Genomic DNA, 18,026 nt, shown 5'->3' with positions numbered 1-18,026 from the left:
ATTCCAGTCAAGACGCCGCGCGCGCCCAGGATCGGTCATTCCCAAGTCTCGCCCGTCGCGTTCTCGTAGCCTTCTCGAAGCCTAGCAAGCCGCGCTTCATCATCTTCGGTGCGAGCGTCGCCCGCCTGTCCCGTCAAGAGAAATTGAGCATCCTCCCAGTCCAAGCTGTTGAACCAATCCCCACCTTCCTTGCTCCACCCGGCTTCGGGCACGTGCCGCTTTCCCATGTGCCAGTCCTTTCGTTCGGTCTAGCAGTGTGGATGTTCCGCTGCGTGCACTGGCGTCCCGCCCGCGACGGTAGCGGTGAGCAAGGGCAACCACGGGGCGGCACCGACTCTCGTGGTGGTGATTGCTCAGCCCGGCGCTGCCCGGCCGGTCGCCAGGAGCAGGACGGCCGTCGGGGACATCCGGCTCATCCACCCCTTACCGGCGTCATGTCGGTGAGGACCGCACGCGTGTCGGGCAGGACCGGCTCCGGACGACACGCGGTGTGCTGACCGTCTGCGCACGCCGGGTGGCTGTCCGTAGCGTTCGCGCCATGAGCGTCGACGTCATAGGGGGCGCCCGCCGTCTGGTCGAGGACCGGATTCACGAGCGGGCCGTGCACGAGACCGCCGAGCAGGTGCAGACCACGTGCTCGTTTGCTCGGGCGGAGCGATTGCTGGGCCGTGAGTACCACGGCCGGTTCCTCATCGAGCTGCTGCAGAACGCGGCCGACGCCTGGCGGCTGCAGGCAGGCCCGGGAGAGCGCAGCCCGGTCCGCGTCGTGCTCGATACCGATGGTCCGGCCCTCGTCGTGGCCAACCAGGGCGCGGAGTTCCCGGCGCAGGTGGTGCTCGACTCGCTGGGCCACATCGGCCGTTCGACGAAGGCTCAGGGCGAGGCGATCGGGCACAAGGGGATCGGGTTCAAGTCGGTCCTCGAGGTCTCCGCCACGCCTGAGCTGTACTCGGGGCTCGGCCCGCAGGGACCTCGGCTCGCCGTCCGCTTCGATGCCGAGGCCGCCTTGCTGCAGATCCGGGAGCGGTCGAGCGGCTGGGAGAAGTACCTGAGCGAAGTCCCCGACGTCGAGCGGGAGGTCGATGCCGTCCCCGTGCTCCGCTTCCCGCGGTGGGTGGAGGAACCGCCGCCCGTCGTGGCGGAGCTCGCGGCGGAGGGGTTCACCACGGTGATCCGCCTGCCGTTCACCGGAGCCGGTCCGGTGCAGGATTGGCTCGCGGTCGTGCGGCGGGCGCTGGACGACGACGTCACCGACCAGATCCTGCTGCTGCTCGGGACGTTCGACGAGGTGGTCGTCGACGACCGGCTCGCGAACACGCGCCGGACCGTTGCGCCCTCGTGGCAGCCGCGTGAGCTGTTGTCGGGCGGCATAGTCCGCGAGTCGGTCCTGATTAGGCGGGACGGCGCCCCGAGCAGCAGCTGGTTCCTGTACCGGCAGGGCAACGGTGGCCTGGCCGACGAGACGGCCGTTGGGGTGCGGGTGCAACCGGTCGGCGAGGGACCGCCCGAGGTGGTGCCGCCGCTGGAGGGCGACGCCGGTGCGCCGTTCCACCTCTTTTTTCCGACTCGCATCGCCAGCGGTCTGCCGCTGCTGTTGCACGGCTACTTCGAGGTCGACGCCGCCCGTACCGGCTTCTACGAGGGTTCGGCCGTTCGCAACCGCGAGGTGCTGGAGGCACTGGGTCGCCTGAGCGTGCAGGCGCTGGCTGACCTGGCGGAGACCGGCGCTGTCGATCTGCTGAGCCTCGTGGAGCGGTTGGCCGCGACGACGCCTCCGGACGACCCGCACGCCCGCCGCTTCCGTGAGGCCGTGTTGGCGGGCCTCGACGACGTCGCGTGGGTCCCGCTCGCCGAGGGCGGTGACACCCCGCGGCGGGCCCGGCCTGTCGACTGCCTCGTCACCGGTGACGGCCGGCTCGACGACGCGCTGCTCACGACCTTCCCCGCCGAGTACCTCGAGCGGCAGTCGAAGCGCCGGGTGGCCGACCCGGCGCTCAGCGGCGCGGCACGCGCGCTGCTGCTGGCCCGGCGGCCGACCGACGTCGAGGAGGTCTGGGCGGAGGTCGGCACGTTGCTGCGTCCCGGGTCGTCATCGCCGTGGCCGGAGGGCGGTGAGGACAACGGATTCCGTGCGCTGCTCGATCTCGTGACGGTCCTGCAGGCGCTCGACCGGCGGCGCTGCGAAGAACTGCTGACATCGCTGCGCGGTGACCCGCAGGCCCGGCTGCTGCCGGTGCCGGCACCTGACGGAGGCCGGCGGTTGTTCCCGCTGCCGGCACCGGAGGATGGCGTCCGCGGCCGCACCAGTTCGCTGGTCATGGGCCGGGTACGCGAGGCCGGGGCGGCCCTGCAGCCTCCCGCTGCGATGGACGTCGTCTTCCTCCGCGATGGGCTGCTTGCCAGCGAGGCCGACGGCGATCGGGCCAAGCCCCTGGGGGTTCGCCCCTTCACCGTCGACACCGTCCTCGACCGGCTCGCCGCGGTGCAGGACGCCGAGGGCGGTGAGGTTGTCACCTTCCTCTGGAGCCTGCTGGCCCGCGAGCGAGGGCACGAGTTCGGCACGGCGAAGGGGGCTCACCTCGTCGCTACCCTCGACCCCGCCCAGTGGTTCTGGTGCCAGCCGGGCAGGGCTGAGCTCACCGAGAACGACCGCGCGAAGCAGCGCCGGCAGCGGCGGCTGAGCGACGTCCGACTACCGGCTCGCGACGGCAGCTGGCGCCCCGCCGGCACCCTGGCGTTCGGCGACGACTGGGCCGACTGGCTCGAGACCTGGGCGCCCGCGGACCAGGCGACGACCACGCGCGCCGCCACCTACCGGGCGCTCGGTCAGGTGGCGCCGGACGACGGCGCTCTGCTCGGCGCGCCCCAGCAGGTGCTTCCGCTCCTGCCCGAGCTGACCGGCCTGTTGGACGACGACGCGGCCGACCCAGACGACGAGGCCGATCCGGACGCCGCCCCACGAAGGAAGGCTGCTCGCCACCTCGTGCTCGACGGCCGCACCCTCCAGCGTGAGCGACTGGCATTCCTGCTGCGTCTCGGCGTCTGGGAGGTGCTTCCCGTCGAGGCGCACGAGAACCGGCGCGAGACTCAGAACCCCGAGCGCCCGTGGGCAGGGCTCCGGAGTCGGTTGCGTCCCGGCGTCGATGCCGGTTGGTGGGACTTCGACGCGCCCAGGTGGGCTGGGCGCGGGCACCTGAACGTCCGCGTGTCGGAGGACTTCCGCTTCCGCTGGGTCCTCGATCAGCCCGACGTCGCGGGACGGCTTGCGGTCGCGGCGCTGCTGGACACGGGCGCCGGGCTGTACGGCCAGCTCATGACCGCGGCCGCCTTCTGCCAGTCCTGCAGCGACGCCGGTCACGGGCGGCATGGGGTCAGGTACCGCACCGGTGTCGACGATCGCGGCGTCAGCACGCTCGCGCTGCAGCTCACGGCCGAGCGGTGGGTGCCGACATCGCTGGCCGGCGAACCGCAGCCCGAAGGCGCGGCACCCGGTGCGGTCTGGTGGGCGGAGAACCCTCCGTCCGACGCCGGCATGGCCAACAGTCCACTGCGCTTTCTACCGCTGCTGCACCGGAAGACAGCGATGTCGTCCGAACTGCGCCGGCTGTGCGGGATCACCGACCTCGAGCACAGCACGCCGGAGCGACTCACGAACCTCCTGCGGGACCTGCGCGCGGGTGTCGAAAGCGGTGCCGTGCTCAGTGGGAGCGGGCGGCAGGCGCTCATCGGGTTGCACCGTCTCGCGTACGGGCGGCTGTCCGAGCTGGGGGAGAGCGGGGCGGCGCTGCTGCAGGAGGTGGGCGTGTTGTGCGAACTCGACGGGTCGCTGGTCTACCGCCCTCCGGGCGAGGCGCGCCACGACGACGATCGCTTTGCCACCTACCGGCGCTACTTCACCGGGGTCGTGCCCTTCGTCGTGCTGGCCCGCGACAAGGGGCCGGTGGCCCGGCGGCTCGGCCTGACGCCGTTCGAGGTCACGGTGCGCCGGCAGGCCGCCGACGCCGGCACCGATGTCACCGCGGAAATGTCCGACGCCCTCGCCGAGCGACTGCCGGAGTTGTTCGCGGTGCTGGTCCACCACAGCCTGGGCGCGCAGACGCTGGAGCCCACGAGCAACGAGTTCGAGACGCGCTCGCGCCGGCTGCAGGGGTTGGTGGTGCGCCAGGTCGCGGACCTTGTGCTGGACGTCGAGGCAGTGGGCACGGGGCGGACGGTCGTCGTGGGGGAGGGCTCCGTGCATGACCTGTTCCTCGATGGTGCCACGACACTCACGCCGGTCCTGTTCCACGACCTGGACGGCCCCGACTGGCCCCGCCGACTGCGCACCCGCCTCGCCAGCCACCTGGCGGTACTGGTCGAGAACACCGCGTACACGGCCACGTTCCAGCTCCTGCTACTCGCCGAGGACGACGCCGAGCGCGAGCGCGTGCTGCACGACCTCGGCATCAGCACCGACGACGTCGACGCGGTGCGGCTGCGGCTCGGCGCCGTCACCGAGATGGACCGGCGAACCTCGCGGGTGTGGTTCGACGCGGTCCTGTCCGTGCTGTATGGCGTACCGACCTCCGTCGGTCCCCACGCAGCAGCCGAGCTGCGCGCGGCCGGGCTGCCGCCCGAGGTTGCCGAACAGGTAGCTGCCGCAGGAGGTGGGCAGTCGGTGCGCACCGACGCCGGACCGGTGCTCCGGCTGCTCGACGACGCCGGCGTCGACCTGGTTGCACTCGACCGCCGGCTGCGCGACGCCGGCGATCCGGGGCTCGAGGTGCGCGCCGCGACGCAGCAGCTACGGGCATGGAAGGCCCTCCACGGCAGGCGGCTCGTCGCCGTACTGGCGGGGGCAGGCGCGTCCGAGGAGGCCGCGCGCGCGGGCGTCGACGGCCTGCTGCCGCCACCGGTCCTTGCCCTCGTGCTGGACCCGGCCCCAACCCGGGTGCTCGCAGGCGTCGGCCACCTCCTCACGGTCGCCGGGCTCGCGCCCGACGTCGAGGCGCTGGTGGCGAACCCGCTGGCGGAGCTCGTGCGACTGGCCCGCGCCCAGGGCCCGGCCGACCTCGACGAGCGGGTGGACGCCCTGTACGTCGACGACGAGCGACGGCGGGTGCTGGCCCGGCTGGCCGCGTCGTGGCGCACGGAAACCGCCTTCTTCGGCACCCTGGCGAGGACGACACCGGGCGAGACGCGCGCGGCGACCCGGGGCCACCACGACGCGGTGGGCCAGCTGTTGCCGTCTCGGGTCGTCCAGCCCAGCGACCTGTGCGCCTGTCTACCGCAGGTGTTCGTAGGACGCCCCGGCGTCCAGGACCGGCTGGCGGCTCGCCTGGTCGACAGCGTGACCGCGCCCGGGCCGGACCGGGCCGAACTGCTCGCGGAGCTGTCCGACTGGCTACCGGTCACGCTTGCGGAGACGGTCGAAACGGCGCTGGCGGCACCGGTCAAGGAGCTGGTGCGCCAGGTTCGCGACCGCGTCGGCCGCCTCGGCGCCGCAGGCCTGGCCCCGACGACTCCTGCCGGCCTTGCCACGCCTACCGACCGAGCCCCCCGGCGGCCGGGGCCCACGACGGTCCCCCGGGTCACGGTGGACGCGTCGGTGGACCAGCGCAAGAAGCGGCTCGGCGACGAGGCCGAGAGCTGGGCGCTTGCATGCGTCGTCCGGCCGCTGCTCGCGCTGGCGCCGGCCGAGCGCGCGGCGGCGCTGGAGGAGGTCGCGGACCTTCTGCGCCGCGATGCGCAGGGCGCCGCCGTCGAGGCGGCGCTCGCACACCTGCCGGCGGCATCGTCACCCGACGCTGAGGAGGAAGATCTACTGGCAGACCTCGCGGGCCTACTGCACGTCAGCCGCCACGGTGACGGCTTCGGCTACGACCTCCTCGGTTGGCTGCCGACCCACGAAGGCGCCGCGCCGCAACCGGTCGCGCTCGAGGTGAAGAGCAGCGCACACGGCCGCTTCCTGCTCAGTCGCAACGAGTGGGCGACGGCGCAGCGGTTCTCTGCCGCCGGCGAAGGCGCGGCTTACGCGGTGCTCGTCGTGCGACGCGGAGCTTCGGGGGCCACTCCGGCGCGCCTCGACCTGCTCCCCGATCCCGTCCGACTCCGCGAGAAGGACTTGCTCCGGCTGGAGGAGGACACCTATCAGGTGCGCTACGCCGTCCGCTGACCCGCGGACGGAGGCGACCCGATCGGATCTCGGCGGCGGGCCCCGTCGCGGGTCGGCGGCGTCCGCGGCACCGGCGTGGCGCCGCTGCCCGCTTGGGGCGCTACGACACGACACATGTCTGTGCCGTGTGCTCAAAGCAGCCACGAGTCGGACCCAGGCTCTTAGGCTGCGATCGTGAGCGTGAGAACACGGGGGCGGCGGAGATGAGCGTAGGCGGGACGCGTCATTGCTCAAGGTGCGGCAGGGGTGGCCACGACATCCGGACGTGCGCTGTCCGCGACAACGCGGGCAGGTGCCGCAACTGCGGCTACCAAGGGCATGACTTCCGCAACTGTCCAAGCAGGTAGCCATATTCAGTCGGGGACACGACCGGACGATCAGGACCTGTGCGTACTACGCAGTCGGCGGCCAAGGGTTCGGTGGCCCGCCCTCCGGTCTCCAGGGCTGGTCCCTACGGTCGACACGCGGTGCGGACTGCGTAGGACAACGTCATGGAGCTCGACAGCAAGGGGACTAGGTCGACTTGGGGACTAGGTCGCCTATGCCGGGTCGCCAAGGCGCGGGTTGCGTGGACCCCCGCAGTCGGGGACTCCACCCCGTGGCTGATCGAGAACGTAGACGTGCTCGCTGACGACTTGGGGATGTCCCTCAAGCCTGTCGCCAGGCGGTGCCCGTCGGTTGTTCTCGGCTGGACATCCAGGCCCAAATCCACGACGGCCGGGTCGGCATCGTCGAGAACCATCTGAGACGGGTCAATCGCGGTCACCTGGGACAGTCGTTGGCGTGCGTGTCCGGACTGGGCGCCGCCGCGGTGGTGTGGCTGGCCCCGTGGTTCCGCGACGAGTCGGCCGGTGCTTGCCGGGTTCACCGGGTCGCCCACGCCCGCAGCGGGGAGTGCCCGATCGCTGCGTCGCTTCTCGGTGCTGCTCGGCATGCCTGTGCGGAGTACTCGTCGGTCTTCGGCAGACTGAGCAGCGATCGCTCGTCGCCTGTCGTGAGGAAATTTGTGAGCACGCTCGGAAGCTTCATCTGGTCGATCGCCGACCAACTCCGGGGCCCCTACCGCCCAAACCAGTACGGCAACGTGATTCTCCCGTTCACGATCCTGCGACGCCTCGACTGCATCCTCGAGCCCGATCGCGACACCGTGCGGGAGCTAGCCTCGAAGTACGACAACCCGAACCGGCTCAAGGTCGAGGTCAGCAAGGCCACCGGGCGGCCGTTCTACAACACCTCGAACTACTCCTTCGCCAACCTGCTGGCCGACGCCGACGGGCTCGCGGACAACCTGACCGACTACGTCGACCGATTCTCCGCCGACGTCGACGTGTTCGAGTACTTCGACTTCAAGAAGGAGATCCTCGCCCTGGAGAAGGCGGGTCTCCTGCGTGAGATCGTCAAGGCGTTCAGAGCGGTGGACCTGCACCCGGACAACGTGTCGAACTCTGACATGGGCGACGCGTTCGAGTACATCATCCGGAAGTTCAACGAGGCCGCGAACGAGACCTCCGGTGACCACTACACCCCCCGGGACGCGATCAGGCTGCTTGTTGACCTGCTCTTCGCGGAGAAGGACGCCGCGCTGACCGAGGCCGGCATCGTCCGCACGCTGTACGACCCCACCGCCGGCACCGGCGGCATGCTCTCCCTGGCCGAGGAGCACCTCCTCGCCCAGAACCCCGATGCCCGACTCGGCCTCTACGGCCAGGAGTACAACCCTCAGTCCTACGCGATCTGCAAGTCCGACCTGCTCGCCAAGGGCCACGACGCGACCAACATCGCCTTCGGCAACACGCTTACCGACGACGCGTTCAAGGGACGCCAGTTCGACTTCTGCATGTCCAACCCGCCTTATGGCGTGGACTGGAAGCAGTACGCCAAGGCCATCACCAAGGAACGCGACGAAGCCGGTCCCTACGGCCGGTTCGCCCCGGGGCTCCCGGCGACCTCCGACGGGCAAATGCTGTTCCTGCTCCACCTGGCCCACAAGATACGGGCACCCGAGGACGGTGGCGGCCGGGTCGGGATCGTCATGAACGGCTCGCCGCTATTCAACGGGGGCGCGGAGTCTGGGCCCTCCAACATCCGCCAGTGGCTGCTGAAGAAAGACCTGGTTGATGCCATCGTGGCGCTGCCAACCAACATGTTCTTCAACACCGGCATCGGCACCTACATCTGGATCCTGGACAACACCAAGCGCCCCGACCGCAAGGGCCTGGTCCAGCTCATCGACGGCGCTTCGTGCTGGACCAAGATGCGCAAGAGCCTCGGCTCGAAGAACCGAGAGCTCAGCGAGGCAGACCGCGCCAGAGTCGCCCAGCTGTACGCCGACTTCACCGACGCCGACCCCGACTACTCCAAGGTCCTGACCAACAACGACTTTGGCTACTGGACCATCACCGTCGAGCGCCCCCTCCTCAACGAGACCGGCAACCCGATCCTCGACCGCAAGGGCAATCCCAAGCCCGACTCGAAGAAGCGCGACACCGAGAATGTGCCCTTCACCTACGGCGGCTCCACCGCCGGCGAAGCCGGCATGGTCGACGTCATCCAGGCCTACTTCGACACCGAGGTGAAGCCCCACGTCCCCGACGCCTGGATCGACTGGACCAAGACTAAAACCGGCTACGAGATCCCCTTCACCCGTCAGTTCTACAAGTACGTGCCACCCCGCCCCCTCGCCGAGATCGACGCCGACCTGGAGAAGCAGGTCGCCAAGATCCTCGACCTTCTTCGAGAGGTCGAGCAGTGATGACCGTGCCTCTCAAGCGCTTGGTCGATTCAGCCCGCCCGATCACGTATGGGATCGTCCAAGCCGGCGAAGACGTCGTAGATGGAGTGCCCTACATCAGACCGGTCGACATGGACGGTCATCGCGGTGTCAATCCAAGCGCTCTCCGCACCACGAGTGCTGACGTCGCGGCCGCCTACGCGCGCTCATCCCTAAAGCCAGGGGATGTCGTGGTGTCGATTGGTCCCTCATTCGGCAAGACAATGGTGGTTCCGAAAGAACTCGACGGCGCCAACCTCACGCAGGGGACCGCGCGTGTTGCGGTGCGACCCGGCCTGTGTACGCGATACGTCGTCTGGGCGCTCCAGTCACAGACATCTGTCGACTTCTGGGAGTCATCCATCGGCGGTGCGACCTTTCGCGCCCTCAATCTGGGGCCACTCGCGGAGACACCGATTCCGTTGCCCGCTCGGGATGAGCAGCGAGCCATCGCCGACTACCTCGACCGCGAGACCGCCCGCATCGACACACTCATGGACGAGCAGCAACGCCTGATCGCCATGCTCCGGGAGCGCCGTGCAGCCGTCATCTCAACCGCGCTGACGCCGACCGACTCATGGCTGCGCCGCCGGATCAAGCACATCGGTGAGACCAGCTTGGGGAAGATGCTGGATGCAGGCCGCGCGGTTCGGCCGGGCGATGAGCTGAGGCCGTATGTCCGAGCCGCGGATGTCCGTGCGGACGGCTCAGTCAATCTCGTGGATCTGAACCAGATGCCATTCTCCGAGGCGGAAATGGAGGCATTCGACCTCCGTTCAGGAGATGTTCTCCTGATCGAGGGTGGTGCCACGGTCGGGCGTCCCGGATTCATGTTCGAGTCCGCGCCAGGAGTCGCCTTCCAAAAGACAGTCAACCGCCTGCGGGTAGGCCATCAGGCGGACGCCCGGTTTGTGTACTGGTCGATGCTGCGGCTGTACGAGTTGGCGTACTACGCTAACCACTACGGGTCGGTCTCCTTCGTTCACCTCACAGGCGAGAAACTGCGGGAGATCGAGCTTTCCCTGCCGTCCGTCGACGAGCAGCGGGTCATTGCCGCACACCTCGACGAGCAAACCGCGAAGATCGACGCGCTGATTGCGGAGACGGAGCGGTTCATCGAACTGGCTCGCGAACGTCGGTCGGCGTTGATCACGGCGGCGGTGACGGGGGAACTCGACGTGCGTGAGGTGGCGTGATGGGCGACCACAACGAGGTCGTCTTCGAGACCGAGATCTGCGAACACCTCGCGGCCCACGGCTGGCTGTACTCGACGAACGACGCTGGCTACGACCGGGAACGGGCGCTCTTTCCGGAGGACCTGTTCGCGTGGTTGGAAGCGACCCAGCCGACGGCGTACGAGAAGGCGTTGAAGGCGGCCGGGTCGCCGGTGAAGTTCCTCGACGTGCTCACCACAGCGCTGGACAGGCCGCTGGAACACGGCGGCGGCACGCTGAACATCTTGCGCAACGGGGTGCAGTACATCGGCGGCGGCCGGTTGAAGATGGCCCAGTTCCGGCCCGAGACCAGCTTGAACGACACGACGAACGCTCACTACGCGGCGATGCGGGTGCGGGTGATGCGGCAGGTGCACTTCTCCACCGCCGACCGGCGCAGCATCGACCTGGTGTTCTTCGTCAACGGGCTCCCGGTGGCGACGGCGGAGCTGAAGACGCACTTCACCCAGTCACTGGATGAGGCGATCCAGCAGTACCGCAGGGACCGCCACCCGCTGACAAACGGCCGGCCGGAGCCGCTGCTGTCGTTCGGACACCGGGCGCTGGTGCACTTCGCGGTCTCCAACGACCTGGCGGCGATGACCACCAGGCTGGAGGGGGAGAAGACCCACTTCCTGCCGTTCAACACCGGCCACGACGCCGGGGCCTGGAACCCGCCCGGCGCGGACGGGCGGTCGGCCACGGCGTACCTGTGGGAGCGGGTGTGGGGGAAGGACGCCTGGCTCACCATCATCGGCCGGCTGATGATCGTGGAGACCAGGGAGGACTGGGACGTCGCCACCGGCACCTCGGTGCGTCGCACGAGCATGCTGTTCCCCCGGTTCCACCAGTGGGAGGCGGTCACGGACATCGTGGCCGCGGTCGCCGAGGAGGGGGTCGGGCAGCGGTACCTGATCGAGCACTCGGCCGGGTCGGGGAAGACCAACACGATCGCCTGGACCGCGCACCGGCTCGCCCGCCTGCACGTGGACAACGAGAAGGTCTTCGACTCCGTGATCGTGGTCGTGGACCGCACGGTGCTCGACGGGCAGCTCCAGGACGCGATCCGCCAGATCGACGGCACCGGCAAGATCGTGGCCACCATCAGCCCGGAGGACGTCCGCAAGGCGGGCGCGAAGTCGAAGTCCAGCCTGCTGGCGACGGCGTTGAAGAACGGCGAGCTGATCATCGCGGTGACGGTGCAGACCTTCCCGCACGCGCTGGAGGAGATCCGGGCCGACGCGGGCTTGAAGGGCAAGCGGTTCGCCGTCATCGCCGACGAGGCGCACTCCTCACAGTCCGGGCAGATCTCCTCGAAGCTGAAGCAGGTCCTGACCGCGGAGGAGCTCCAGGAGATCGAGGACGGCGGCGAGGTCGACGTGGAGTCGATCCTGGCCGCGGAGATGACCGAGCGGGCCGAGTCGTCCAACATCTCCTACCTGGCCTTCACCGCCACCCCGAAGAACAAGACGCTGGAGTTGTTCGGCCGCAAGGGGCCCGACGGCAGGCCGCGGGAGTTCCACCTGTACTCGATGAAGCAGGCGATCGAGGAGGGGTACATCCTCGACGTTCTCCAGGGCTACCAGGCTTACGAGACCGCCCTGAAGATCGCCGGGAACGCCAACAGTGAGGGCGAGGTTGAAGAGGGGGCGGCCCGCAAGGGTCTGATGCGGTGGGTGCGGCTGCACCCGACCAACATCAGCCAGAAGGTGCAGATCATCGTCGAGCACTTCCACGCCAACGTCGCCCACCTGCTGGAGGGCAAGGCCAAGGCGATGGTCGTGACCGACTCACGCAAGGCCGCGGTGAAGTACAAGAAGGCGATCGACGCCTACATCGAGAAGCGGGCCGACGCAGACCCCTCTTACACGTACCGGACGCTGGTGGCGTTCTCCGGCGCGGTGCGGATGGACGAGGCCGAGGTCTGGGGCGAGGACTGGGGTCCGGCCCCGAGCAAGGACGACGAGTTCACCGAGGCCAACATGAACCCCGGCGCCGGCGCGGACCTGGCGGCGGCGTTCAAGGGCGAGACCTACAAGATCATGCTGGTCGCCAACAAGTTCCAGACCGGATTCGACCAGCCGCTGCTCTCGGCGATGTACGTCGACAAGAAGCTGTCGGGTGTGACCGCGGTGCAGACGCTGTCGCGGCTCAACCGCACCCACCGCACCGCCGGTGGCGAGCAGAAGCGCAAGACGTTCGTCATCGACTTCGTCAACAAGCCCGAGGACATCAAGGTCGCCTTCGAGCCGTACTTCATGAACGCCACCCTGGAGACCGAGACCGACCCCTACGTCGTCGTGCACCTGGCGACCAAGCTCGCCCAGACGGGTATCTACACCGAGGACGAGGTTCGGCAGGTCGCCGAGCTGTGGGTCACCCGCAAGGGCAACAACGCCCTCTCCGCGGCGATCAGCCCGGCCCAGCATGACTTCGCGCGTCGGTACGCCCGGGCGCTCGAGGAGGACGACAAGGTCACCCTCAACGCGCTGGACCTGTTCCGCAAGGACGTCTCGACGTACGTGCGGCTCTACGACTTCATGAGCCAGATCGTCGACTACGGCGACCCCTACCTAGAGATGCTGTCGATCTTCCTGCGCCTGCTGGAGCGGGTCATCGACGACAGCTCCTGGGCGGCAGAGGTCGACCTCTCCGATGTGGTGCTGGTCGGGGTCAAGCACACTAAGGGCGCCGCGGTGGACATCTCCCTGACCGGCGACGGACAGCTCAAGGGCATCAGCGCCGCCGGCACCGGCACGAAGAAGGAGCCCAAGTACGTCGCCCTCCAGGTCGTGATCGACAAGATGAACGACCTCTTCGGCGCCGAGTCGTTCACCGAGTCGCAGGTCCGGGAGTTCGTCCACGGTCTCGTGCAGCGGCTGCTGGCCTACCCCGACCTGGTCAAGCAGACCCAGGTGAACTCCAAGAAGCAGTTCCTGGAGTCCCAGGACTTCCAGGCAGCGGTCACCGAGGCGGTCATCGACAACCAGGGCGCCCACAACACCATGGCCGACTACTTCTTCAGTGACGGCCCCGGGATAACCGGCGTCATCCTCGCCCTGGCCGACGCGTTCTACGAGGCGGCGATCGATCAGCCCGCGAGCGCCTGACCGAACGCGGATCGGGGAAGTACCGCAGGTGGAACCCCCGCCGGCCGCAAGCCGAGGGGGTTCCACCCACCACCCCGAACCGTTGCCCCGAACGCCGGCCGGTCAGGTGATGTGCGTGAGGAAGTCTCGCGCCTCACCCCGGACCAGCATGTGGTGGTACTTCTGGTTACGGAAGGTGCGCAGGCACTGGGAGCAGGACGTCTCTTCCCCGCACTCGCAGTCCGACACCAGCGCACGCGCGACGCTAAGGATCTCCTCCATCCGGCCCGGGATCCGGGTGACCAGCCCGGCGCCGCCGGGGGTGGTGTCGAACAGGAACAGCCGGGAGAACGACGACGCAGCAGCCTTCCGGTTGATCAGCGTGCCGTCTACGTCTTCGCGGGCGGTGTCCAGCACCGTCGCGGTCGCTCCTAGCAGGGCGTACAGCACCGAGTAGACGGTGGTGTAGGGAAGTGGGGCCAGGACGTCGAGGTCCAATTCCAGCAGGTCGGTCTGGTACGGGTGGGCCAGCGCCCGCACCTGGTAGGCGGTGGACTTGCAGTCCTTGGTCTGGTCCAGCAGCGTCTTGTGCGCGCTCATCCCACCGGCGCCGGTGTTGGGTTCGCCGTGCCCGCACCAGGAGCAGAGGATGTAGCCGCGGTTGAACGCGCCGTTGTTGACCGCGATCAGTTCACCGCGGGCCGTGGTCCGCCACCGCATCGTGGTCCTGCCGTCGGCCAGGGCGCGCGCGGACCAGTCGGTCGCCTCGCCACTGGAGACCACGTGCACGTCGGCGCGGGGCACCCGCAGCGGTGGTTCCTGACCGGGGCGGCGCAGGTCGGCGCGGGCGGCGACGAACCCGTAGGTGGGGATGACGTAGGACTTGCGGAACGGAGCGCGCAGCGTGCCGCACTGCGCGCAGGCGTCGGTCAGCCCCTCGCGGGATTCGGCGTAGGAGTGGCAGGACTCGCAGACGTCCCAGTGCTTGCCGTCCAGGCCGCGGTCGGGCAGCCGTCGCACCCCACCGGAGCGCCACACGTAGCCCCCGGCGACGATCTCCGCGCCGGGCGCGTACTCGGTGATCGCCACCGACAGGTCCCGGGCCAACTTCAGGTCGCCGCCCTCGCCGGTGCGGTTGCGGCCGAACGCGGTCGCCAACTCCACCGTGTCCACCGGGAACCCGTACTTGGGCAGGATCCCGCGAGAGGCGAAGTGGGCGATCAGCCCGACCTCGGTGATGGTGCGCAGCACGTCGCCGTAGCGGGCGGCCAACCTGTAGTTGGTCTTCTTGCTGGCCTCCTCCTGCCGGTCCCGGAAGAAGGTGATGTCCCCGCCCATCAGGTCCGCCGCCCCGTCCAGCAGCTCGACCAGCCGGATGGCCCACTCGCCGGTGTCCACCCCGACCGCGGCGTGCACCCCGGGGGGCAGCGCCCGCCCGATCGCCTCCACCACCTGTGGCGGAGGAGTGGTGAGCCAATTCCGCAACCGGTCCACCTCGGCAGTCACGCCGGTGGTGCGGTCCAGAAACGGCCCGGAGTGGGGCAGGTTCTGCCCGGCGAAGGTGGTGTGGAAGTAGGCGGCCAGCGCGATCGCGTAGGCGTGCCGTTCGGCGATCCGCACGTTCTCGATCGGCACCCGTGGAGTGGCCGAGACGCCGCCGACGAATCGTTCCGGAGCGTCGTAGACAGCTAGGTCGTGCGGGCCGGTGCGGGCGTAGGTGAGCACGAACGCCGCCGATCCCAGCCGTCGCCCGGCCCGGCCGGCGCGCTGCTGATAGTTGGCGATGGTCGGCGGCACGTTGCGCATCAGCACCGTCTGCAGTTCACCGACGTCCACACCCAGCTCGAACGTCGTCGAGCACGACAGCGCGTTGAGGGTGCCGGAGATGAACTCCTGCTGAATGCGGGCGGCCTCCTTGCTGGTCCACTGCGCGGTGTGCTCGGACACCGACAGCGGAATCGGGTGCTGCTCGCGGTACAGGACGCGGTGGTAGTCGGCGTCATCGACCGGCGGCACGAAGACGGTGAGGGTGCCGTCGCAGTGCATCGTGGTGCAGACACCGCGGACGCTGAACGCGCTGATCCGTTTGCACTGGGAGCACCGGTAGGCCGGGCGGTCTGAAGTGACCAGGTGCCAGCGGTACATCTCGTGGTTGATCCGCGACGCCGATCCGGCGCCGTCCACGTGCCCGGTCACCAGCCAGTCCACACTGGAGGTGGTCAGGTAGGTCCAGATGCCGCGCAGGATCTCCCGCGCCTGGGCCGGGTCGGCACCCATGGCAATGAGCAGGCGGCGCACGTAGTCGATCCGCTTGTTCGGCTGCGTGGTCGGCAGCCAGCCCATGATCCGCTTGAAGCGGTCCGGTCCGGACTCCCGCACGTAGATCGGGCCGCGGCGGGGATCGAAGTCCTCACTGTCGGGCTGCACGTTCTCCGGGAAGGTGACCGCGCCCTGCTGGCGGACGGTGCCCAGCAGCGTCTCGATCAGCGCCCACCCCTCCTCGGCTGTGAACCCGTAGTCGGCCAACCTGGGCGGCAGCACCCAGGACGGGTCGCGGTCCAGGTGCAGGGTGGCCAGGCCGACGCCTTCCAGGCTGAACCGTTCATCGAGGGACAGCAGTTCCTGCTGCACCCACAGCGAGGTCTGCAGCAGCCGCTGGCCGGCGGTCTGGGCGCGGGTGAACAGGCCGGTGCCGTCGTCGCGCCGTCGGGCGATGTGCTCGGCCAGGTCGTAGCAGCCGGGCGGCTCCTCGGGGTCGTCCTTGGCCACCAGCGCCTGATAGACCCGGTTGCGGCGCAGGTTGCGCATGTAGGTGTCCTGCAGGAACGGCGCGAAGAACGCCGCCGACTGGCGGGAGTCACCGAACAGCAGCATCTTGCGTCCCTGCCCGGGCTTGCCGGTCACCTTCGGATCCGGCGGCAGCATCTGGTACAGCGTGGTCGCCAGCGCCGCCACCCCGGGGTCGGAGGTGGACAGGCGCCGGACCGCCGCCCGGGAGCGGGTGCCGCAGGAGATGCACTGCGGCAGCGACCGGTGCCGGGTCTTGATCTTCCACACCTTGATCTGCGGGCCCGCGCAGCCGGCCGGGCAGGGCCGGTCCCCGTCCCGGATGCAGCCGCAGGTGCCGCACAGGGTGTGCGGATCGGCGCCGTTGGGGCCGGTCGTGATCGTCTCGTCCAGCGTCGCGTCGTCCTCGTCGAGCACGTCGCGGGAGATGAGGGCGAACCAGCCGTGCTTGCGGTCGGCCTCGTCGTCCATCGACCGGTCCAGCGACGAGGGCACCAGCCGGTGCAGCCGCCGCACGTCATCGCGCAGCACATCGCCGAGCAGGTACACCGCACCGCAGCGGCGGCAGCCGGTGAACTCCGCAACCGCCGCCCCGCAGCCGGGCTCGGGACAGTGCTCGGCCGGATGCAGCCGCACATGCGTCTGCGGGCCGAAGCAGCGGTAGGCACCCTGCAGGCCGCGGACGAAGAAGTGGTAGCGCGCCGCGAGTCCCGGATGACCGTCGGCGCCGTGCACGCTCGCGCCGACCGCGACCACGCTGGTCAGCACCGCCTCGCCGTCCGGGACGCCGGGCAGCAGCCGCTCGGCCAGGGTGCGCAGTGACGCCGGGCCGTCGGCGTCGATGGCCGACCGCAGCCCGCGCACCAGCGACTCCCGGTTGAACAACGCACCCGGATCCGGATCCGTGGCCCCGAGCTCGCGCGCGGCGGTGATCAGCGCGGCCTGCGGGTCGCCGGCCAGCGCCAGCGCAGGCCACACGCTCGCCGGCAGCGCCCACCGCTCGCCGCCGAACATGTCGCGGCGCTGCGCCCGGATGATGTCCTGACGGTCCGGGTCGCCGGCCACGTACTCGAACGGCTCGTCGAACAGCGCGGTGGCGAACTCCGCCACCTGCGCGAGGCTGTCCCCGACCGACGCCGACGTGGCGATGCACTGCATCGGCCGGGACGGGGCCACCCGGTCCTTCAGGCGGCGCAGCAGCAGCCCGATCTCCGCGCCCTTCGCCCCGTCGTACACGTGAGCCTCGTCCAGCACGATGAACCGCCAGTGCTGAGCGGTGGACCCGTCGAACAGGTCCATGTCCTTGGGGCGCAGGAGCAGGTACTCCAGCATCGCGTAGTTGGTCATCAGCACGTGCGGCGGCGTGGCACGCATCTGCCGCCGAGAGATCAACTCGTTCGGCAACGGGTCGGCGGCGTTCTGCTCCCGGTACAGGCCCAACGCGGCGTCGTCGGTCTCCTCGGTCTCGCCGATGTACCGGCCGAACGTGATCTCCCGATACGCCCGCAGCAGCCCGCGCAGCCGCTTCACCTGGTCATTGGCCAGCGCGTTCATCGGGTACAGCAGGATCGCCCGCACGCCGGGCTGCCCGATCGTCCCTGCGTCGTACTCGCCCAGCAGCGAGTTGAGGATCGGCAGCCCGAACGTCTCGGTCTTGCCCGAGTTGGTGCCGGTCACCGGCGCCACGTTCCGCCCCGCGGCAGCCTTACGGATCGCGGTCTCCTGGTGGGCGTACAGCGGACGATCTGACGGCAGCGCCTCCTGGTCGGCGTCCAGGAACCGCTTGTTCAGCACCCCCTCGGCGACCAGATCAGCGATCGACGCACCGGGGGCGTACGGCGCGGCCACCTCCAGCAGCGGCCCCTTGGTGATCGCCCCCGGGTCGGCGAGCGCGGCGGCCAACCCGTCGGCCAGCACCGCGTCACTGACCGGGGCCAGCGACTCCAGATAACGGCGGTAGTCGGCGGTGATCGTCGACGCGGCGAGAATCGGATCCAAGCCGGCGGAGGAAG

Annotated in this window: 5 protein-coding genes; 4 read left to right on the top strand and 1 reads right to left on the bottom strand. The window is 69.5% G+C overall.

Features of this window, described 5'->3' with window-relative positions; genetic code table 11:
* The first annotated feature begins 538 nt into the window (after positions 1-538).
* From JD79_RS21640 to JD79_RS21625, 4 genes are all read left to right on the top strand, one after another.
* Positions 539-6,154: a sacsin N-terminal ATP-binding-like domain-containing protein gene (locus tag JD79_RS21640; protein ID WP_146220519.1), complete on the top strand. Its 5,616-nt coding sequence runs from the start codon at positions 539-541 to the stop codon at positions 6,152-6,154.
* Positions 6,155-6,821: 667 nt separating this feature from the next.
* Positions 6,822-8,906, top strand: coding sequence for a type I restriction-modification system subunit M (locus JD79_RS21635; protein ID WP_245900277.1), 2,085 nt, complete (start codon positions 6,822-6,824; stop codon positions 8,904-8,906).
* A 5-nt stretch (positions 8,907-8,911) separates the two neighbouring features.
* Positions 8,912-10,120 (top strand): restriction endonuclease subunit S, encoded by a 1,209-nt coding sequence (locus JD79_RS21630; protein WP_170149304.1) that lies wholly within the window; start codon positions 8,912-8,914, stop codon positions 10,118-10,120.
* Positions 10,120-13,248, top strand: coding sequence for a type I restriction endonuclease subunit R (locus JD79_RS21625; protein ID WP_110007187.1), 3,129 nt, complete (start codon positions 10,120-10,122; stop codon positions 13,246-13,248). The genes JD79_RS21630 and JD79_RS21625 overlap by 1 nt, the downstream gene beginning before the upstream one ends.
* Before the next feature lie 102 nt (positions 13,249-13,350).
* Here JD79_RS21625 and JD79_RS21620 read toward each other — a convergent pair whose 3' ends face one another.
* Entirely contained in the window at positions 13,351-18,012 is a 4,662-nt protein-coding gene (locus JD79_RS21620; protein WP_170149303.1) for a DEAD/DEAH box helicase, read from the bottom strand.
* Positions 18,013-18,026 lie beyond the last annotated feature (14 nt).

Source organism: Geodermatophilus normandii (assembly GCF_003182485.1).
In the GTDB taxonomy this organism is placed as follows: domain Bacteria; phylum Actinomycetota; class Actinomycetes; order Mycobacteriales; family Geodermatophilaceae; genus Geodermatophilus; species Geodermatophilus normandii.
This window is presented reverse-complemented; position numbering and strand designations above follow the sequence as displayed.